This window comes from Isoalcanivorax indicus, assembly GCF_003259185.1.
Classification (GTDB): domain Bacteria; phylum Pseudomonadota; class Gammaproteobacteria; order Pseudomonadales; family Alcanivoracaceae; genus Isoalcanivorax; species Isoalcanivorax indicus.
In genome coordinates this window covers 799,735-819,500 of sequence record NZ_QGMP01000001.1, presented here as the reverse complement: position 1 = coordinate 819,500, position 19,766 = coordinate 799,735, and the positions used below count along the sequence as shown (strand labels likewise).

At 63.7% G+C, this 19,766-nt stretch carries 19 protein-coding genes; 10 read left to right on the top strand and 9 right to left on the bottom strand.

All coding sequences use genetic code 11. From position 1 onward, the window contains the following. Positions 1 to 61 precede the first annotated feature (61 nt). From DKW65_RS03805 to DKW65_RS03795, 3 genes are all read left to right on the top strand, one after another. The gene (locus DKW65_RS03805; protein WP_162925682.1) at positions 62 to 346 is read left to right on the top strand and encodes a DUF427 domain-containing protein; all 285 of its coding nucleotides are present in this window, start codon (positions 62 to 64) and stop codon (positions 344 to 346) included. Positions 347 to 415: 69 nt separating this feature from the next. Further along, positions 416 to 904, top strand: coding sequence for a hypothetical protein (locus tag DKW65_RS03800; RefSeq protein ID WP_162925681.1), 489 nt, complete (start codon positions 416 to 418; stop codon positions 902 to 904). A 106-nt stretch (positions 905 to 1,010) separates the two neighbouring features. Beyond that, a complete protein-coding gene (locus DKW65_RS03795; RefSeq protein WP_111656011.1) occupies positions 1,011 to 2,609 on the top strand; it encodes an ABC1 kinase family protein in 1,599 nt (532 codons plus the stop codon). On the opposite strand, the gene DKW65_RS03790 is transcribed toward DKW65_RS03795, so the two are convergent. Together DKW65_RS03790 and DKW65_RS03785 are read right to left on the bottom strand one after the other, a co-directional pair. Continuing rightward, positions 2,610 to 2,825, bottom strand: a complete 216-nt coding sequence (locus DKW65_RS03790; protein WP_111656010.1) for a dodecin — start codon at positions 2,823 to 2,825, stop codon at positions 2,610 to 2,612. A gap of 66 nt (positions 2,826 to 2,891) precedes the next feature. Beyond that, positions 2,892 to 3,611, bottom strand: a complete 720-nt coding sequence (locus DKW65_RS03785) for a nitroreductase (protein ID WP_111656009.1) — start codon at positions 3,609 to 3,611, stop codon at positions 2,892 to 2,894. 161 nt (positions 3,612 to 3,772) lie between these two features. Between DKW65_RS03785 and DKW65_RS03780 the strand changes: the two genes are divergently transcribed. From DKW65_RS03780 to DKW65_RS03765, 4 genes are all read left to right on the top strand, one after another. Then, a complete protein-coding gene (locus DKW65_RS03780; protein ID WP_111656008.1) occupies positions 3,773 to 4,252 on the top strand; it encodes a DUF1643 domain-containing protein in 480 nt (159 codons plus the stop codon). Positions 4,253 to 4,387: 135 nt separating this feature from the next. Further along, on the top strand, positions 4,388 to 4,987 hold the full coding sequence (locus tag DKW65_RS03775) for a hypothetical protein (RefSeq protein ID WP_111656007.1): 600 nt from the start codon (positions 4,388 to 4,390) through the stop codon (positions 4,985 to 4,987). Between the two features lie 254 nt (positions 4,988 to 5,241). Beyond that, positions 5,242 to 5,814: a BLUF domain-containing protein gene (locus DKW65_RS03770; protein WP_111656006.1), complete on the top strand. Its 573-nt coding sequence runs from the start codon at positions 5,242 to 5,244 to the stop codon at positions 5,812 to 5,814. Positions 5,815 to 5,900: 86 nt separating this feature from the next. Next, complete coding sequence (locus DKW65_RS03765) at positions 5,901 to 8,285, top strand: fatty acid cis/trans isomerase (protein WP_111656005.1); 2,385 nt, start codon at positions 5,901 to 5,903, stop codon at positions 8,283 to 8,285. Positions 8,286 to 8,336: 51 nt separating this feature from the next. Here the strand turns inward: DKW65_RS03765 and DKW65_RS03760 are convergent, their stop codons facing one another. Next, complete coding sequence (locus DKW65_RS03760) at positions 8,337 to 10,100, bottom strand: DEAD/DEAH box helicase (RefSeq protein ID WP_111656004.1); 1,764 nt, start codon at positions 10,098 to 10,100, stop codon at positions 8,337 to 8,339. A 315-nt stretch (positions 10,101 to 10,415) separates the two neighbouring features. Here DKW65_RS03760 and DKW65_RS03755 point away from each other — a divergent pair, with 315 nt between their 5' ends. From DKW65_RS03755 to DKW65_RS03745, 3 genes are all read left to right on the top strand, one after another. Beyond that, positions 10,416 to 10,871, top strand: a complete 456-nt coding sequence (locus DKW65_RS03755; protein WP_111656003.1) for a YaiI/YqxD family protein — start codon at positions 10,416 to 10,418, stop codon at positions 10,869 to 10,871. Between the two features lie 54 nt (positions 10,872 to 10,925). Beyond that, the gene (locus tag DKW65_RS03750; protein WP_111656002.1) at positions 10,926 to 12,302 is read left to right on the top strand and encodes an alanine/glycine:cation symporter family protein; all 1,377 of its coding nucleotides are present in this window, start codon (positions 10,926 to 10,928) and stop codon (positions 12,300 to 12,302) included. A gap of 81 nt (positions 12,303 to 12,383) precedes the next feature. Beyond that, complete coding sequence (locus DKW65_RS03745) at positions 12,384 to 12,725, top strand: TraR/DksA family transcriptional regulator (RefSeq protein WP_111657504.1); 342 nt, start codon at positions 12,384 to 12,386, stop codon at positions 12,723 to 12,725. Here DKW65_RS03745 and DKW65_RS03740 read toward each other — a convergent pair. The 6 genes from DKW65_RS03740 to DKW65_RS03715 are packed head-to-tail and all read right to left on the bottom strand — an operon-like array spanning position 12,671 to position 19,761. Next, positions 12,671 to 13,528 (bottom strand): heme ABC transporter ATP-binding protein, encoded by an 858-nt coding sequence (locus DKW65_RS03740; protein WP_111656001.1) that lies wholly within the window; start codon positions 13,526 to 13,528, stop codon positions 12,671 to 12,673. The genes DKW65_RS03745 and DKW65_RS03740 overlap by 55 nt on opposite strands. Positions 13,529 to 13,537: 9 nt before the next feature. Continuing rightward, a complete protein-coding gene (locus DKW65_RS03735; RefSeq protein ID WP_170124533.1) occupies positions 13,538 to 14,566 on the bottom strand; it encodes a FecCD family ABC transporter permease in 1,029 nt (342 codons plus the stop codon). Beyond that, positions 14,554 to 15,432 (bottom strand): heme/hemin ABC transporter substrate-binding protein, encoded by an 879-nt coding sequence (locus DKW65_RS03730; RefSeq protein ID WP_162925680.1) that lies wholly within the window; start codon positions 15,430 to 15,432, stop codon positions 14,554 to 14,556. The genes DKW65_RS03735 and DKW65_RS03730 overlap by 13 nt, the downstream gene beginning before the upstream one ends. Further along, positions 15,429 to 16,514 (bottom strand): hemin-degrading factor, encoded by a 1,086-nt coding sequence (locus DKW65_RS03725; RefSeq protein WP_111655999.1) that lies wholly within the window; start codon positions 16,512 to 16,514, stop codon positions 15,429 to 15,431. Before DKW65_RS03725 ends, DKW65_RS03730 begins: the two co-directional genes overlap by 4 nt. 4 nt (positions 16,515 to 16,518) lie before the next feature. Continuing rightward, entirely contained in the window at positions 16,519 to 17,712 is a 1,194-nt protein-coding gene (locus DKW65_RS03720) for an HmuY family protein (RefSeq protein ID WP_162925679.1), read from the bottom strand. A 39-nt stretch (positions 17,713 to 17,751) separates the two neighbouring features. Beyond that, positions 17,752 to 19,761, bottom strand: a complete 2,010-nt coding sequence (locus DKW65_RS03715) for a TonB-dependent receptor plug domain-containing protein (protein ID WP_111655998.1) — start codon at positions 19,759 to 19,761, stop codon at positions 17,752 to 17,754. Positions 19,762 to 19,766 lie beyond the last annotated feature (5 nt).

Below are 19,766 nucleotides of genomic sequence, written 5' to 3'. Positions count from 1 at the left end.
GGCATCAATAATCATGAATCAGGTTCATTTTTTACAGGGCATCATTTTCCGGGGGTATGCCATGAAAGCCATCTGGCGCGGGCAGGTCATTGCCCAGAGCAATCAGACCATCGTTCTCGGTGGGCACCACTATTTCCCCAGGGCGACCGTGGACGAGCGTTTTCTGGTGAAAACCTCGCTCAGCGGCCAGCATCGCCTCGCCGGCCCCCTGTACTACTTCGATCTGCACTCCCCGGACGGCGGCACGCTGGCCAACGGCGCCTGGCATGCGCCGGAAGCGCCCGGCGAACTGGCCATCCTGGCAGACCATATCGCCTTCGAGGCGTCGGTGCAGGTCACCAGCTGACCCCTCCACTTGACCCGCTGCTGCTGATCCTTTATTTTGTACTACATTAAACGACAGTCGGACAGCGACATGCCAGACAGCCCGCGCCGCCGGGGCCGCAAGCCCAGCGATGACACCGAACGCAAGGATCGGGTGATCCAGACCCGGGTCCCCCGGGATCTGGAAAGCACCCTGAAGGATGCCGCCGAGCGCGAGCGCGTCAGCGTGTCGCATCTGATCCGCCATGTGCTGGAAGACACCTTCAATCTGGTGGACAACATCGTGGCGGATTCCGCCAGCCTGGTCGGGAACGTCACTCGCGATGCCCGCCGTCTGGCAGCCTCCGCACGGGGTGAGCGCGGCCATACACCGCGTGTGCCCGCCACTGAAGGGGGCGAAGAAGCCGCAGCCCTGATGGAGGCGGTGGACGCCTGGCAGGACGTGATCATCAACCGGCCGGATCAGTGTATCCGGTGCGGTGTGGCATTAGGCCGGGGCCAGCGGGCCTTCCGCGGGCTCAGCAGCGTCCCCGGTGCACCGGCGGTGTGGCTGTGCACGGACTGTATCGACAAGTTGTAGCCCGCTTTATGTAGCACCACCGCAGCCGCCCGCGAGGCGGCTTTTTATGACGCAACACTGTACTACAAAATATTACCTTGACGGATTATTCGACGGAGACGGCCCCATGGCTCATGGCAACAAGGACCTGACGCCCCGCACCGAAGATCGCTGGCAGGCACTGCACGACTTCGCCGACGAACGCAGCACCGACGGCGGCCTGCGTGCCTGGATGGCGATTCTGGACGCCAGCATCACCACCCTGGAAAAGGCCGCCTGGCAGGGCCGCGCGCTCGCCGAGCAAACGCGCACCGCCTGGCGGCTGGTGGAAAGCGGCGCCAGCGACATGGCCACCGAATGCCAGCAACTCGCTGCGGAAGTGGGCCGCTGGCCCGCGCGTCTGAAGCGCCTGGGCATCACCGGCTGGATGCTGACCAAGGTGGCGGCCAGCTATCGCTTCTGGGGCACGCGCAGTGCCTTTATCCCCATGGCGCAGCGTGATGCAGCACTGCAAACGCTGCACCGCAAGAACGCACGACGTTTTCGCGATACCTCGCTGAAACAGGGCGGCGCCTTTCTGAAGATCGGCCAGCTGCTGTCTACACGCCCCGACCTGTTGCCGCAGGCCTGGGTGGATGAACTGGCCGTGTTGCAGGACCAGGCGGCCCCCGAATCCTTTGAGCAAGTGCGCGCGGTACTGGAAGCCGACTTCGGCAAGCCGCTGGCCGAGCTGTTTGCTGAGTTCGACGCCGAGCCGCTGGCCTGCGCGAGCATCGGCCAGGTACACCGGGCGCGGCTGCACGACGGTCGCGATGTGGCGGTCAAGGTGCAGCGGCCCGGGCTGGCGGACATCATCGAGATGGATCTGGCATTACTGCGCATTTTTCTGGACAGCGTCAGCAGTCTGCTGCCCCCCACCGACATGCCCACCATCGTGGGTGAAATCGAACGCAGCGTGCGCGATGAGCTGGACTACATCAGTGAAACGCGCATGACCCGTATCATGCATCACGAACTGGCCTGTGTGCCGGGTGTGCGGGCACCGGAGCCTGTACAAGCGCTGTGCAGCGCACGCGTCATGACCAGCGAATTCATCCACGGGCGCAAGTTCACCACAGTGCTGGATGAAGCCCGCGCCGCCGGGGACAGCGCCACGGTGGACCGCCTGTTGTATCGCCTGCTGGATGTCTATTTTCATCAGGTATTACGGCTGGGCATGTTCCAGGCCGACCCGCATCCCGGCAACCTGCTGGTCAGCGAAGACGGCGATCTGGTGCTGCTGGATTTCGGTTGTACCGCACTCTTCGGCCATGACCCGGTCAGTGGCAACCGACGCGCTGGCTATTTCCGGGTTCTGCAAGCCGCCATTATCGGCGACAGCGACACCATCGCCACGCAACTGGCGGCACTGGGTTTTGTCACCCGCAGTGGCAACCCGGCAACATTGCTGGCGTTTTCGGAAGCCTTGCTGAAGCAGTTTCGTGATGCTGCACTGCGCGGTGCCGACGGCGCGGAATGGCCCTCGGCAGAAATGCTGGCCGCCACGGCGCGTGAGCTGCTCCAGCAGGCGTCCGATGATCCGGTGGACACCCTGCCCGCCGATTTCATTTTGCTGGCGCGGGTGTTCGGATCACTGAGCGGGCTGTTCATGCATTACCAGCCACGCCTTGATGTGGCGCGGTGTTTGCTGCCTTACCTCATGGCGCCCGAGGAACAGGCGGCCTGATCAACTCCCTTCTACCCGGAAGCCGACCTTGAGCGACACCTGATAGTGACCGAGTTTGCCATCGACGATATGCCCACGCGTCTCGGTCACTTCAAACCACTCCATGTGGCGCACGGTCTTGGCACACTCGGCCAGGGCATTTTCAATCGCGCCCTCGATGCTTTTTTTCGATGAGCCGACAACCTCGGTCTTGCGATAAGTGTGATGATCACTCATGACACGCTCCTGTGTAATGACTGTACCTCCAGTGTGCGCCCCTGCCCTGGTCACCTCAACGTCACTTTACGTTCTATTACTCAGCACCAGTTCGTCCAGCGTGCGCCGGTCCGGGCGATAGGTATTCACCACCTCATCAGCGGGATAGCCCAGCGACAGGCCGCACAGCAGTTGATAGTCCTTCGGAATCTCGAACTCGGCCTCCAGCGGCGAACGCCACAGCGCCAGCGCGCCCTGCGCACACGTGCCCAGCCCCCGGTTGGTCGCCGACAACATCAGACTTTGCAGGAAAATGCCGGCATCCAGCGCCGAATAGGCGCCCAACCCCTTGTGCGCAAAGATAAACATCGCCACCGGCGCATCGAAGAAACTGAAATTGCGCGCCATTTGCGCGTCCCGCGCGGCATGATCGCTCCGGGCGATACCCAGCGTCTGGTACAGACCATGCCCGGTGGCCACCCGGCGCGGTTGCAGGTCCGCCGGGTATTTCAGGATCGGCTTGAAATCACCGTCGGGCAGCACACCGCCGCGCACCGCCGCCGCCAGCTTTTTCCACGCCGGCGCCCGTTGCAGCGTGGCGACCCGGGCAAAGCGCTCGCTCAACACCCGGCGCAAACGCTCCACCTGCTCGCCGGTGGCCACCGCCACCCGATACGGTTGAGTGTTGGACCAGCTGGGCGAAGCCAGCGCATCCGCCAGCAGCGCGTCGAGGGTTTCAGGGGCCACAGGCCGGTCGCTGAAGGCGCGGATACTGCGGCGCTGATGCAGAACGTCGTTGAAATCCATGGTTACACCCGGTGCACGTCGTGGAATCGGCTTATAGGAGAAGCAGGACACTACACGCCCGCCCGGGGATACACACTGACCGGAAATATCACCCCGTGAGTCGGTTCGCCAGCCACCACGCGGTTGGCGCGCCTCGCCCAAGGCCCTACACTCCTTGCCCCATGACAGACCTGCGCCGCGCCGCCAACTTTTCCCGCTGCCGCCAGTACCGCTACGCCCTGTGGCGCTGGTGGGGCGACGGTGATGACTATGCACTGATCATTGGCCTGAACCCGTCCACCGCCGATCACCGCCAGGATGACCCCACCATTCGCCGCTGCATCGGCTTTGCCCGCGACTGGGGCTACAGCGGCCTGTGCGTCGCCAACCTGTTCGCCTGGCGCGCCACCTACCCCGAAGACCTGAAAGCCGCCACCGACCCCATCGGCCCGCGCAACGATCAGTGGCTCCGCCGCCTCGCCGCCGACGCCGCCGTGATCGTGGGCGGCTGGGGTAACCACGGCCACCATCTGGACCGCGCCCGCCAGGTACGCGCCCTGCTGCCACCCTGGCACGCCCTGCGCTTGAACGGCTCTGGCGAACCGGCCCACCCCCTGTATCTGCCGAAACATCTCACACCTTTTCCAGTCGCCGCGTCCTGAACGCTGTTCAACCCGCTCGATCGCCCGGATATCGGATATGCGACGCATTTCCGCTTTCCGCCTCGACAGGGATGTTGTGCGTAAGTACCAACCTGCGCAGAATGCGGGGCAGGCTCTGTGATGAGGACAAGAACGATGCGGTATGTGCTGGTGGTTATGGCGGCCCTGCTGGTGGCGGCCTGTGGTGGCGATTCAGAGGAGCGGCGGTTTCTGACGGGGCATATGCTATCCGGCAATCAGAATGCCATTCCTCTTGATCGTGAAGTCAACGCGTTTCTCGGGACCCGTTGCTCCACCAACGAGCCTTTCTGGTATCAGGTGGCCAACTACAGTTCAGGAAGCGGGCAATTCTCCCGCTGGACCTTGTTGTTCAATATCGAAGCCAGCGAATTGAACAATAAAACCCTGGATGCCGAAGATCATGAATTCCGCTTGGTAAGACGTTATGCAACGCGCAATCCCACTAGTGGCGGAGAATGCACGATCAAGCATGACTTCATGATGATGGAGGGAGATGAGATCACTGAAGAAGACATCTTCCTGGCCGTATCTGGTCACGTTAACTTCAGATCCAGGGATGATGCAGACTTTCAGCTGTATTTCCATCGCGAAACCGAATTCCTTAGCGGTAATGTCTCAGCGGGCACACCGGTTCAGGTTCAAGGCTGCTGGCGGGTGAGCACCGACAGCCATTCCTGCTGGAGTGGCTGGACCAGCACGAACTCCGAGGACTGAGCTCACAGGTGGACGAATCCTCCGATCCAAGGCATCGGTGAGGGGGAGTCCCTTCCAGAAGTGTGTGAGGCAGGACGCCGAACGCAAGCCCCCAGGGACGGGTTCACGGCGGCTTCTGGAAGGGACTCCCCCTCACCGATGCCGTGCTACGAAGCGCCCAAACCCGGAATACACCAAGCCTGACCAGCATCTTCACGCGCTCCTGCCCCGCGCCATGTTTCCCTTGCTTGTGGGGAAAATAAAGGGCTTCAGCCATGACCGATCTCATCCAGATCACCTATATCAGCCGCGCCACCTTCGAGCCCGGGCCACGGGAAAACGGCGTAGAACCGCATGTCGGTCGCATCCTTATGTCGTCGCGCCGCAACAACCCCCGCCGCCGCCTCGTGGGCGTCCTCTACTATGGTGACGGCTGCTTCTTCCAGTGCATCGAAGGCGAGCGCGCCGCCGTGCAGGCCCTGTTCTCACGCATCAGCGACGATCCCCGGCATACCGATATCCGCGTCCTGAGAGTACGCGATATCGACGTACGCAGCTTCAACGACTGGTCCATGAAATACGTGCCCGCCGCCCGAGAGGTGCTCCAGCAACTCCGCGCCTTCGGCCAGACCCGCTTTGACCCCTACAGCTTCAACGACGAGCAGATCGAAAAAATGGTCGATCTGCTACGCACCAGCGCCGACCCCACCACCGGCCAACTCAACAGCACCTCACGACGCAACGCCCCCGCAGACATGATGGGCCTGACCTACCTGGCGATCGCGCTGTCGACCCTCGCCCTGGCCGTCTCGTGCGTGACCCTGGCGATGATCATGGAGTGGATCTGATCACGCAAAATTTCATTGAACGTGTAGCACCACCGATAGCCGGTCTTTAGGATGGACTGGCTGAACCTCACACGGAGCGTGGTCCTATGTCCCTTTTTCGCCTGCCTGCCCTCTCCTTTGCACTGGCTGCTGTACTGGCGCTGCTGCTGACACTGCTCGCCTGCGCCGACCCGGCTCGCAATCTTCCCGAACCCCTGCCATTGCCGGACCCCGTCAAGCGCACCGTCAGCTATCACGATGACGTTCGCCCGATTCTGGAGACCAAGTGCCTGACCTGCCACAGCTGCTACGACGCACCCTGTCAGTTGAAGCTGGAAACCGCAGAAGGTCTGGTGCGTGGCGGGCATGAAAAGGAAGCCTATGACGGCAGCCGCACCACCGCGCAAACGCCGACACGACTGGGCATGGATGCGCAAGGCGAAGCTGCCTGGCGCGCACTGGGCTTTCATTCCGTGCTGGAGAGCGATGCCGAACATGAGTCCCTGCTCTACAACATGCTGGCCCTCGGCAAGCAACGCCCGTTCCAGCCGAACAGCCGCCTGCCCGATGACCTCGAACTGGGCATCACCCGCAGCAACCAGTGTGTCGCCCGTGATGAATTCGACGACTACGCACGCAAGCATCCGCTCGGCGGCATGCCCCTCGGCGTGACCGGGCTGAGCGACAAGGAATTTTCAATCATCAGCGCCTGGCTGGCACAGGGTGCAGAAATCGCCTCCGAGCCGACCCGGGCCAATGATGCCGAGCAAGCCGTCATTGATGATTGGGAAGCCTGGCTGAATCAGGACAACAAGCGCCAGCAGCTGGTATCCCGCTGGCTGTTCGAGCATCTGTTCCTCGCTCATCTGCACTTCGCCGATCTGCATGCTGCCGACGAGCGCCCGGATCGTTTCTTCCAGATGGTGCGTTCGCATACGCCGCCCGGCGAACCGATAACACCGATTGCCACGCCGCGCCCGAATGATCCGCCTGCAGGGCCAGTGTATTACCGCATCCGTCCGGTGCAGGGCAGTATCGTGCACAAGCGGCACATCACTTTCCCGGTGGACGATGGCCTGCGCGAGCGTATCGAAACACTGTTCCTGGCCGATGACTGGCGTGTCGACACCCTGCCCGGCTATAGCTATACCGAGCGCGCCAATCCCTTCGTCACCTTCGCCGCCATCCCGCCCCGCGCGCGCTACCAGTTCATGCTTGACCATGCCGAATACTTTACCCGCACCTTTATTCGCGGCCCGGTGTGTCGCGGGCAAATTGCCACGGACGTGATACGCGATCATTTCTGGGCGGTGTTCCAGGATCCGGACCATGATCTGTTCATTACCGAGGGCGCCTATCATCATCGTGTCGCACCACTGCTCGGCTTGCCCGGTCAGGATGATGATCTGCTCAAAGCGGGCAGCCACTGGCGCGAGTACCGTGATCGGCGCAATCGTTACATGACCCTGCGCAGCGAGGCCTATGCCGCCGCCTATCAGGATGGCGCCTCACTGAATCAGATATGGGATGGCGACGGCCACAACACCAATGCGCTGCTGTCGATTTTCCGCCACCACGACAGCGCCACGGTGGAACGCGGCCTGATCGGCCGAGTGCCGCAAACCATCTGGTGGATGGATTACCCGCTGTTCGAGCGCACCTATTATGAACTGGTGGTGAATTTCAATGTGTTCGGCAATGTGTCGCATCAGCTCCAGACCCGTCTGTACTTTGATCTGATCCGCAACGGATCGGAGCATAACTTCCTGCGTTTGCTCCCTCCCGGCGCGCGCAAGGTCGAACTGGATGACTGGTATCGAGGCAGCGGCCAGCTGAAAAGCCATATCACCTATGCGCCACTGGATAACCGCACACCCACCGCCGAGCCCTTTGCCACGGATGCACCCAAGCAGGAGCTGGGAGTGCGCATGCTGGAGCGTTTTGCCGACATCAATGTCATGGCCCAGGATGCGATCAACCGCTGCGCAGACGGCGACTGCCAGCGCCCGGATCAACCCGAATGGATCCAGGAAACGGACGCCCACCTGTCACGCCTGGCCTCCGTGCGGGCCGAGCAATTGCCGGGCATTCGCAAACTGCCCGATGCCAGCTATCTGCGCGTGCAGCATGAGAACGGCGAGCGCACCGTCTACACGCTGGTGCGCAACCGCGCACACAGCAATGTGGCCTTCATGCTCGGTGAGGAACTGCGCTACGAGCCGGAGAATGATTATCTGGTGGTCTACCCCGGCATCATCGGCAGCTACCCGAACTTCATGTTCGATGTGCCCGCCAATGAAGTGGAGCAATTCAGTCGACATCTCGGCGTGGTGGAAAAGCAGGACGACTTTGAAGCGTTGGTGATGCGCTGGGGAGTGCGGCGCACGCATCCGGATTTCTGGAATGTTCTGGAGGACGTGACGGCATGGCTGCATGAGCAGCGGCCAATTGAAGCCGGCGTGTTTGATATCAACCGGTTCGAAAACCTGTAGGAAAGTCCCGGGCTTCGCCGAAGGCGAAGCCCGGCTTCTCTCAATCAGACATCAGCCATTGGCGCGGCGCGGACGACCACTGCCACCGGCGTTGCGCTGGGCGCGCACCGGCGCGGCGGCACCGTTATCCATACGGATATTCATCTGCTGACCGGCCACCCACACTTTCTGCAAGTGCGTCAGCGCGGCACGCGGCAGTGAATCCGGCAGGTCCACCGTGCTGTACTCCGGGAAGATATCAATCCGCCCGATATTCGTGCTGTTGAGCTTGGCCTCATTGGCAATCGCGCCGACGATATTGGACGGCTTGACGCCATGGGTGCGGCCCACGTCAATGCGGTAACGGGTCATGCCCGCATCCGGCACGGACGGCGCACGCGGCGCGCGGTCTTCACGGCCGCCTTCGCGGCGGGCACGCCCTTCGCGCGGAGCACGATCAGCACGCGGTTCACGATCATTCCGGTTCAGGCGAATCACCTGCGCCGGGCGATCTTCCGACAGCAGCGGCTTGTCGCCCTGCAGCAGACGCGCCAGTGCGGCGGCGATATCCACCGGATCAGCACCGGTTTCTGCCTGGCTGGCCTCGATCAGTGCGCGATAATCCTCCAGACCACCACGGCCGATCACCTCACCCAGGCGACGGATGAACTTGGCCTGGCGTGCTGCATTGATGTCCGCGCCACGGGGCAGCGGCATCTCGGTGACTTTCTGACGGGTCAGGCGCTCGATGTTCATCAGCATGCGCTTTTCGCGCGGCGTCACGAACAGAATCGCATCACCTTCGCGGCCGGCGCGACCGGTGCGGCCAATACGGTGCACATAGGTTTCGCCGTCAAACGGAATGTCGTAGTTCAGCACCATGGAAATGCGCGGCACGTCCAGACCACGGGCCACCACATCCGTGGCGACCAGGATATCCACGCGGCCGTTCTTCAACTGCTCGACCACCTGCTCACGCTGCGGCTGGGCCATATCGCCGTTCAGTGCCGAGGCGCGGAAGCCTGCGCCTTGCAGGAACTCCGCCAGTTCGACGGTGCTTTCCTTGGTGCGCGCAAACAGGATCACGCCATCAAAGGTTTCGGTTTCCAGCACGCGCAACAGCGCGTCCGGCTTGTCGCGGTGATTGATAAACAGGTAGCGCTGACGGATGGCGGCTACCGTGGCCGTCTTGGTGGCCACGGTAATTTCTTCCGGATCTTTCAGATAGCGCTGGGCCAGCTTGCGGATCGGCGGCGGCATGGTCGCCGACAGCAGGGCGACCTGGCAGATTTTCGGGGTCTGCTCCATGACCCATTCCACGTCATCAATAAAGCCCATGCGCAGCATTTCGTCGGCTTCATCCAGCACCAGACACTTCAGGGTGTCCAGGCGCAGGGTGCCGCGCTTGAGATGGTCCACTACCCGGCCCGGGGTCCCCACCACCACTTGCACGCCTTCGCGCAGGGCTTTGGTCTGCGGCCGGTAATCCATGCCGCCACACAGCGCGATCACGCGCAGGTCACGGGCATGTTTGCCGTATTTTTCGAACGATTCAGTCACCTGCAAGGCCAGCTCGCGGGTGGGGGCCAGCACCAGCACCTGCACGCCTTCGGCCGGAACGCCGCCGAAACGGGAAATCAGCGGCAGCGCGAACGCCGCCGTCTTGCCCGTGCCGGTCTGGGCCTGACCGATGACATCACGGCCGCCAAGAATCAGCGGAATGATGGCGCTCTGAATGGAGGAAGGCTGGGTATAGCCCATTTCGCCGATGGCTTTGAGCACTACGGCATCGAGGCCCAGGGCGTCGAACGCCGGGCTGTCGTTTTGAACAGACATGTATCACCTTGTGCGCAGTGGCTCGCACCATGCGCTTCAACATACGAATGTAAGAGATATCAGGCGGCGGCTATATGATCGCCGCAGGACATCGCACCAGGCTTCCCGTGAGAAGCCCATGACGTGTCCACGAGGACAGTGAGAGGGGCCGGTACGGGATTTGGTACCGGCAGAGCCGGTACGGACAGTAGCGCGTTTACCAACGGGCATGCTGTCACTCAAGCGGGCGGAGTCTACAGCAGGCGCAGTCGAAGCGCCAGCGCTATCTGCGGGATGGGGGTATGATAGGCGGCCTGTCCGACGCTGGAGATGCCCATGCCCACTATCTGGGTTGATGCCGATGCTTGCCCCAACATGATTCGCGAGGTGCTGTTTCGCGCCGCGCAGCGGGTGGGCATGCCCATGATTCTGGTGGCCAACCAGCCGCAACGCACGCCGCCGGGTGCGCTGATCCGGGCCATCCAGGTGCCCGGCGGCTTCGATGAAGCCGATGACTATATCGCCGAGCAGGTCGCATCAGGCGATCTGGTCATTACCGCCGATATCCCGCTGGCGGCGCGCACTATCGAGGTGGGCGCCACGGCACTGAACCCGCGCGGCGAACTCTACACCCCCGACAATATCCAGCAGCGCCTGACGATGCGCAATTTCATGGAAGAAATGCGCGGCGCCGGGCTGGCCAGCGGCGGGCCGCCGCCCATGGGCCTGAAGGACAAGCAGACGTTTGCCAATGCGCTGGATCGCTGGATCGCCGGCAACAAGCACCGCTGACGCCCACAGACCGGACGGGCATCGGCTTCCGGGTCTGTGCTAAGGTCGGATGCCATGGACGAGATCGAAGCCGCGCTCAAGGCGTTCGCCAATTTCATGTGGGGCCCACCGCTGGTGCTGTTGCTGGTGGGTGGCGGCCTCTTCTTCGTGATCTATTCCCGTCTGCTCCCCTATCGCCACTTCGGCCATGCGCTGGGTATCTTGCGCGGCAAGTACGATGACCCCGACGACGACGGCGATATTTCCCATTTCCGTGCGCTGAGCACGGCGCTGTCCGGCACGCTGGGGCTGGGCAATATTGCCGGTGTCGCGGTGGCCATTACGGCGGGCGGACCCGGCGCCGTGTTCTGGATGTGGGTGACCGCTGTCGTCGGTGTGGCCACCAAGTTCTATACCTGCACCTTGGCGATCATGTATCGCGGCCGCGACAGTGCGGGCCATCTTCAGGGCGGCCCCATGTATGTGGTGCGCGAGGGCCTGGGCAAGCGCTGGTGGCCGCTGGCAACCCTGTTTGCGGTGGCCGGGCTGGTGGGCACCCTGCCCGTCTTTCAGGTCAACCAATTGGTTCAGTTGCTGCGCGATGTGGTGGCGGTGCCGCAGGGCTGGGTCAGCGAGGACAGCAGCTTCGGCTTCGACATCAGTATCGGCCTGATAGTGCTGACGCTGGTGGTGCTGGTGGTCCTCGGTCAGATACAACGCATTGGCCTGGTTACCTCCCGGCTGGTTCCGGCCATGGTACTGCTCTATCTGGGCATGACCTTCGCCGTGCTGAGCCAGCATCTCGCTGATATCCCGGCGGCGCTGGCCTGGATCGTTCGCGATGCCTTTACCGGCCAGGCGGTGGCCGGAGGGATTCTCGGGACCGTGATCGTCGAAGGTGTGCGCCGGGGCGCCTTTTCCAATGAAGCCGGTATCGGCACGGAAGTGATGGCACACGGTGCAGCGCGCACCCGCGAGCCGGTACGCGAGGGGCTGGTGGCCATGCTTGGCCCAGTCATCGACACCCTGCTGATCTGCACCTGTACCGCGCTGGTGGTGCTGGTAACGGGCGCCTGGGACGGCGATGGCGGCGGGCTGAGCAGTGACCGGGGCGTATCCCTGACCCTCAGCGCCTACAACACGGTCATGCCGGTGCTGGCCGGCCCCCTGCTGGCCATCATGGTCACACTGCTCAGCCTCAGCACGATTCTGACGTTCTGGTATTACGGCGCGAAATGCCTGGGTTTTTTATGCGGCGCGCAAGTGCAGCATCATTACATCTGGTTTTACGGTGCACTGATCCTGATTGGCAGCGTGGTGTCACTGGATACCGTGCTGGGGCTGATTGATGGCATGTATGCGGTCATGGCCATCCCGACCATGATCGCATCATTGCTGCTGGCGCCGAAGGTCAATGCTGCCGCCAAGGTCTATTTTTCCCGGCAACAATGATGGCGTCGTGCCACCATGGACAGCCAGGAAAGCGCGCGCCATAGTGCGCAGGATCAATGGCAAAAACGCCAAGGCCAGCCCATGAAATTCGAACCGCTTCGCAAGCTGTTGCTGGAACGTCAGGCCATGCTCGAGCAAATTGACGCCGATAGCAGCAGTGCGCGAAAACCCGTTGAACTGGATCAGCAAAGCGTTGGGCGATTGTCGCGCATGGACGCCTTGCAGCAGCAAGCCATGTCGGTATCCTCCACGGCCCGGCGACGGCATGAAATCCGCGCCATTCGTGCAGCCCTGACACGCCTCGACAACAACGATTACGGCTACTGCGAAGACTGCGGTTGTGTGATTCAGGAAAAACGGCTGGCGCTTTATCCCACCGTCACCTTGTGCGTCGGCTGTGCCGAAGCGCGCGAGGAAGGATAGGCACCGCGCACGCGCACCTGCCGTAACGGGCCACGCGTATCCAGGCACGCATCCAGACCATATACCGCCGCCAGATTCTCTTCGGTCAAGACACTCTCCGGCGGCCCGTCGGCAACACACGCGCCATGGGCCAGCAGCAGTATCCGGCTGCCATAAGCCGCCGCCAGTGACAGATCATGACAAGCCATGATCAGCGCGGTATTTTCCTGTTGCGCCAGGAGCGCCAGTTGCGCCACCAACCGGTACTGTTGCGCCGGGTCCAGCGCCGAGGTGGCTTCGTCCAGCAGTAATAACCGCTCACCGGGCATGGCACGCAGCTGCACCAGCACACGCGCCAGTTGCACACGCTGCTGCTCGCCGCCGGACAAGCTGTTGTACAGACGCCCGGCCAGATGACCCACATCGCACCAGGCCATCTGCGCAGCCACGGACGGGTGCCCGGCATCGCCGGCCTCGCGACCCGGCAGGCCCTGCGCCACCACCTCTTCCGCCCGCATCGGAAAGCTCAGCGTGACCTGCTGGGGCATCACCGCGCGGCGACGTGCCAGCGCCACCAGCGACAGGCCGGTCAGCGCTTCGCCCCCCAGCCGGATATCGCCGGATTGCACCGCCCATTCCCCGGCCAGCGCCCGCAGCAGCGTCGATTTGCCCGCGCCGTTAGGGCCGAGCAACATGACCACCTCGCCGGCCTGCACACGCAGGCTGACCGCGTTCAGCAGCCGTTGGCCGCCACGCACCAGGACCACATCACGGGCCTGCAGTATCGGCGCCGCCAGACGCGCCGCCGTTCGCGTGTCACTCATCTCTGTCTCTCAGGAAAAGCGGCGCATCAGCAGCGCCAGAAAGAAAGGCCCGCCAATCAGGGCCATCATCAGACCAATGGGGAATTCTGCCGGGGCCACGATGAGCCGCGCAGCGGTATCCGCCAGCACCAGCAGTACGGCGCCGAGCAACGCCGAGGCGGGCAATAGCCAGCGGTGATCCACCCCCAGGGTGAGCCGCACCAGATGCGGGGCCACCAGCCCGACAAAACCGATCAGCCCGGACACCGAGACTGCGGCTCCCACGGCCAAGGCGCACATCACGACAATGCGCCGCTTGAGCCGGTCCACATCGTGGCCCAGGTGCAGCGCGACGGATTCGCCCAGCAGCACCGCGTTGAGGGCGCGCGCCAGCACCGGCATGGCCAGCAATACCAGCAGGATCCAGGGCGCCACCAGACGCAAGTCGCGCCAGTCGGCCTGAGCCAGGCTGCCCAGGGTCCAGAACGTCAGGGTGCGCAACTGGCCGTCGTCGGCCATAAACGTCATCACGCCGACACCGGCCATGGCGATGGCGTTGATGGCAATCCCGGCCAGCAGCAGCATGGCCACATGGGTCTCGCCCTGGCGGCTGCCAATGCGCCAGATCACCGCCGTGGTCAGCAAGGCACAGGCAAACGCCGTCAGCGGCAAGGCCATCCCCGGCACCGCCATGCCCCAGTGCGCAAAGACGCGCTCGCCCAGCACGATCACGCTGACCGCGCCCAGCGCCGCCCCGCTGGAAATGCCGATCAGTCCGGGGTCCGCCAGCGGGTTGCGGAACAACCCCTGCAACAGGGCGCCGGACACCGCCAGGGCCGCCCCCACCAGCATGGCCAGCAGCAGGCGCGGCAGGCGCAGCTCGCGCACCACCAGCTGCACGGTGGGCTCGGCATCCTGCACAAACAGACCCTGCCAGACTTCCGCGCTGGTCAGCGGCATGGGGCCGGTGCGCAAGGCCAGCAGGGCGCCCAGCACCAGCAGTACCGCCAGCCCCAGCAATGCCGGTCGCGGCGACAGGCGAGCCGTTACCGGGACCACACTACGCCTCTCTCTGCGTTCGCCTCGCCCTCACCCGCCCCGGTGGCCACATCCAGCACCTGCGCCATGGCCTCCGGCAAGCGCGGACCAAACCCCAGCAACAGCATGCTGTCGGCCACCAGAATGCGCCCTGCCCGCGCGGCGGGCGTCATGCCCAGTGCGGGCCAGTCTTCGGCACGGAATTCCCCCGGCACGGTTTCAGCGATGATGACCATGTCCGGCGCCAACGCCAGCAAGGCTTCGCTGCTCAGGGGCCGGTAGCCGCGCTGATCGCCCACCGCGTTGGGCAAACCAAGGCTGTCCAACAGCGCCTGGGCCTTGGTGTCGCGCCCCGCCAGACGCACCCCATGGCTGCCCGCAGACAGCAGACACAGCACCCGCGGCGGGTCGGCCAGCGGCAGGCGCTCATTGATGCGCGCGAACGCGGCTTCCAGCTGTGCCACCAGCGCGGCGCCCGCTTCCTCGCGGCCGGTTTCCGCGGCCACCTGATGCGCCCGGGCCAGCACCCCTTCCGCAGAGTGAGCCGCCGTGATGGGTACGACCTTCGTGACACGCTCCAACTGGCGCAAGGTGCGCGCAGGCCCCGCTTCGTCTGCCGACACCAGCACCTTGTCAGGACGCAGCGAGGCGATGCCCTCTACCGGCAGGGCGCGCACATAACCGATCTTCGGCAGCGCACGGGCGGCGGGCGGCCAGACACTGGTGTCATCCACCGCCACCAGCTGGTCTTCGGCGCCCAGGGCATAGACCATTTCGGTCACGGCGCCACCCGCCACCACCAGCCGTTGCTCCAGGGCCGGTTGCGCCGACGCAGGCTGCACCAGCAGCAGCGCCGCCAGCACGGCAACCCGTCCGCGCCTGTTCACGACACCCTCGGAATCTGCGCCAGCAGGTCGCGCCAGGCAGGCAGTTCGGCTTTGCCCGGCTTGCGTTCGCCAAACAGGCTCAGCACCAGTTCGCCCTGCGCATTGAACGCATCCAGCGACGTGATATCGCCGTCCTCCGAAGGCCGCCGTACCACCCACAGATGTTTCATGTCGCCAGTGCGCATATGCAGATTGAAATGCGGGTCGAGCACATTGAACCACTCGCCGGTGCGCAGCAGCCGGTGTACGCGGCCGGTGTAGATCTGCACAATGCCGCGATTGCCGACAAACGCCATGATCGGCGTGCCGATCTCCGCCACGCTGTTGAGCACATTCTCGACGCTGTCCTGGGCCACCGGACGCGCCCAGGGCTCGCCCACCTGCTCCAGCGCCGTCAGACGATCCAGCCCGTGGCGTCTCAACATGTCGTGAAACTGGTGCACGTCGGTGATCGCCGCCCAGTCATCGCGCAGCGGCTGCGGATCGGGCAGCGACGGTTGGCGCTGGAATGCCGGTGCCGGTTGCAGTGCCAGCGGCGGGCGCTGGTCGGCGGCGCGGAAGCGTGCGACCAGCCCCTCCCAGGCCTGCATGTCGGTGCCATCGGTGGCATAAATCTTGTGCACCGCCTGACCGCTGTGATCAAACATCTGCACACTGTGGCGCGGACCTTTCGGCCCGGCCTCCGTCACCGCGCAGGCATGCCCCCAGTGGGAGAAAAAGACCCGCAGGTCGATCTCGCCCAGGCACAGGCCCATGCGGCCGCCTTCCATGACACTGAACTTGCTCATCTGGCCGGTGGTTTCATGCACCACTTCATCATTGCGCGCCAGCGTCATGATGCGCCCCAACAACGACAGCGACGGATAGAGGTCGGTAAAGGCTGGCTGCAGCCGCACCACCTTGTCTTCGGGTTCGGTCAGCAGCAGCGTGAGTTCGCTGACCCCCAGTTGCTCGGCCGCGTTGCGAATACGCAGTCGCGGCTGCGTTTCGCGCAGGGCGCGCCAGGCGGCCTGCAGGGCCTGGCGCTGTTCCGGCGAAAAAGGCGCCGTGGTCTGGCTGGCGTGAGTCGATGCCTGCGTCATGGAATTACTCCTGTGTAGCGTTCAGATCAAGCTGCCGCCAGCGCAGGCGCGGGTGGCCACTGGCACCGCCTTCGCTGTAGTAGCCGGTGACCTGCAACTGGAATTGCGGCGCGTCGTCGTCATTGCGATCGGTATCAATGCGGTAGACGCGGTAGTTCGGCCACAGGCGGTGGTTGCCCTGCAGGTTGTAGGCGTACCAGCTTTGCTGCGCGAAGATGCCGCTGCTGCTGTCGGCGGCATAAAGGTGTGCCGGAATCGGTTCGCCACTGTCGGGGTCGATGGTGGCGCTTTGCCAGGTGGCCAGGTCCGCCCAGTCATGCGGGCCGAATACGCCACCGGCGCCGTCGCCGCTGTCGCCGCTATTGCTGCGCAGGAAGAAGTTCATGCCGGCAAAACCGGCCTTGAGGTCCCAGGCGTTGCCGGTGCAATCCACAATCTCGTCAGCGTTGAAATCGAAGCAGACTTCGCCGCCCGCCGGCGGCAAGGTGCCGGTAAAGGTGGCCTCGGTGGTGAACTGGTCCGAATCCGGCACCTGCACATCAAATTCGAAAGTAAAGGTTTCCACGCCATTGCCATCGCGGGTGCAGAAAACGATATCGGTGGCGCGCACGCGGGCATAGCTGTTGCCTTCACCGGATTTCAGCAACCAGCCCTTGTCCGGGTTGGCCACAATCAGGCCAGCACCCGCATCACACTGCGGTGCGCTGTGCTGGTACAGATACCAGTCATTCATGCCACCAAACGCGCTGGAGAGGCGGTCCACGATCCAGGCATTAGTGGCCGGGGCCGGATAATCTTCCAGCAAGGGACTCAGCTCGGAATCCGGCGTGGCATTCAGAAATACGCTGCTGTTCGGCTCGCCGTCGCCGTCATAAAAATCATCCTGCGCTGCCACCAGCGCACCGGCCGTATTGCCCGGGCCGGAATCGCCGCCATTCAGGCGCAGTTCGGTGCGGCGCAGCGCAATGTGCCAGTCGCCGTCTTCGGCCACGGTGTCGCCGCTTTCCAGATTCACATGCACCCAGTCGGTATAACTGCTGGCGTCGTAGCTGCGCGCCTGGACATCCGGCTGCTCATCGCCGCCGCCGTTACCCGGCGGTGTGCTGCTGCCTGATGAGCCGCCGCAGGCGGCCAGTGCCATCACGGCGGCGCCCATCAGCGACACACGCCAGTGCGAAAATGTTCTTCTGTCTTGCATGGTGATCTCCCTCCGGTTGTGTTGCAGGCCGCACCTTCTTCAGCGCTGGCCAAATTGATAACGCGCGCCGAGATAAATAAAACGCCCGACGATCGGTGAAAAATCTGCCGGGTCGGCAAAGTCGCGTTGTGTGTCAAACAGGTTGTCGACGCCCGCCAGCACACTCAGTGCTGGCGTCGCCTGATGCGTCAGACTGATATCCAGTGCGCGCCAGGCCGGCGAGCGCGCCCCGGCGCTGGTGGCCAGTTCGTCACTCTGGTAGCGGCCGCGCAGGGTCAGTTCGGTGGTTTCCGTGACGCCCATATTGATGCCCGCGCGGCTGATATCCCGGGGGCGCCGCGTCAGGCGCTGACCGCTGTCGCGGTCTTCGGTCTGCATATGGGTGTGGTTGAGATGCAGGCTCAGGCGCGGCGCGATGGCCCAGTCCAGTCCGACTTCGGCGCCGCGTGTCATAGCGCGGGCGACGTTGTCGTACTGGTACTCCTGCACAGTGCCGCCCGGCACCGGGTCGGTATCCGCATCGATCTGAATCAGGTTGCGCAGGGCGTTATGAAACACGCCCAGTTCCAGCACCCATTGCTCGCGCCAGGAAAAAGTGGTGCCCAATTGCCAGCTCTGCGAGCGCTCCGGTTGCAGATCGGGATTGCCGATCACCACATAGCCGAGCTGGCTGTGATCGAACAGATAGAAGCGCTCTTTCAGGTTGGGCACGCGGTAGCCCTGCCCCCAGCCCAGCCGCGCGGTGGTGCGCCAGTCACTGCCGCGCCACAGGTGCCAGCGGGCACCGGCGTTACCGGCGACATGGCTGCCAAAGTCGCTGTCGTACTGGTGGCGCACACCCAGCACCAGCTCCAGCGCGTCGCCATAAAAAAACGTGTCCTGGCGAAAGATTTCGTCGCTGCGGCGGCTGACGCGATCCGTGCCGTCCAGCTCGGAGACACCGTCCTTGGTCTGGCGCAGGCTTTCGTGATGCAGGTCGCCGCCCATCTGGAAGCTGTAACCCAGGGCGCCATCCATGCCGTCGTAATAGGGGCTATCCACTTGCAGCGAAAGCTGGGACAGGTCCATCTCTGCATAGCGGTCGTCAAAGGGACCGGTGGGGGAATATTTCAGGGTGTCGTCGCTGAACTGCTCGTGCACGCCATTGAGCTGCACCGCGAAGCCGCCCGGCCAGGCCCAGCGCCCGCCCGCCACATAGCGGTCGCGAATGACCGCTTCGGTCTTGCTGGTGTTGAGCAAGACGCCACCGGGCAAGCGCTCGGAGGCGCGGCTGATGCCGTCTTCAGTAAACCGTCCGCCTTGCAGATAGAAGCGCCCGTCGGGCGAGGGGTGCCATTCCAGCCGGGCGTCGTATTGTTGCCGGTCCACTTCATCCGAGGGGCGCGCCCAACCGCCAGGCACCGGAGTGATACCGTCGCTCTCCAGACGGTCTGCCGCCAGCCGCAAGCGCAGGGTCTCGGTGCCGGTGTCCACCCGGGCACGGGCATGGCGGCGAGCGATGTCGATGCGATGGGTGGACGGGTTCTGGCTGCCATAGCTGCCGATATCGCCCTGCATCTCGCCACTGAAACCCGGCGTTACATCGCGGGTAATAACATTGATGACACCGCCCATGGCGGCGCTGCCGTATTGCGCCGAGGTGGCGCCCTTGACGATCTCGATACGCTCGACTTCGGTCAGCGCCAATTGGCTGACATCCACCGTGGAGCCGGTGCTGGCTGAGATACGCAGGCCGTCCACCAGCACCAGCACCTGCTCGCCGCTCAGGCCTTGCAGGGAGACTTCATACCCGGCCTTGCCGTGAATCTCGCGCAACTGCAGCCCGGACACGTTTTCCAGTGCCTCCTTCAATGACCGGGCATGGGTGCGCTCCAGCTCCTGGCGGGTGACCACTTCCGTGCGCACGGGCGCGTCGATCACGCTGCGCTCGGTGCGGGTGCCGGTAACCACGATCTGATCCAGCCAGGCGACGTTGTCGGCATGCGCTGGCGTCACCAGCAGGCAGAGCACCAGCAGCACAGGCGTCGGAGCAAGGAAGTTTGAATGCATATCAT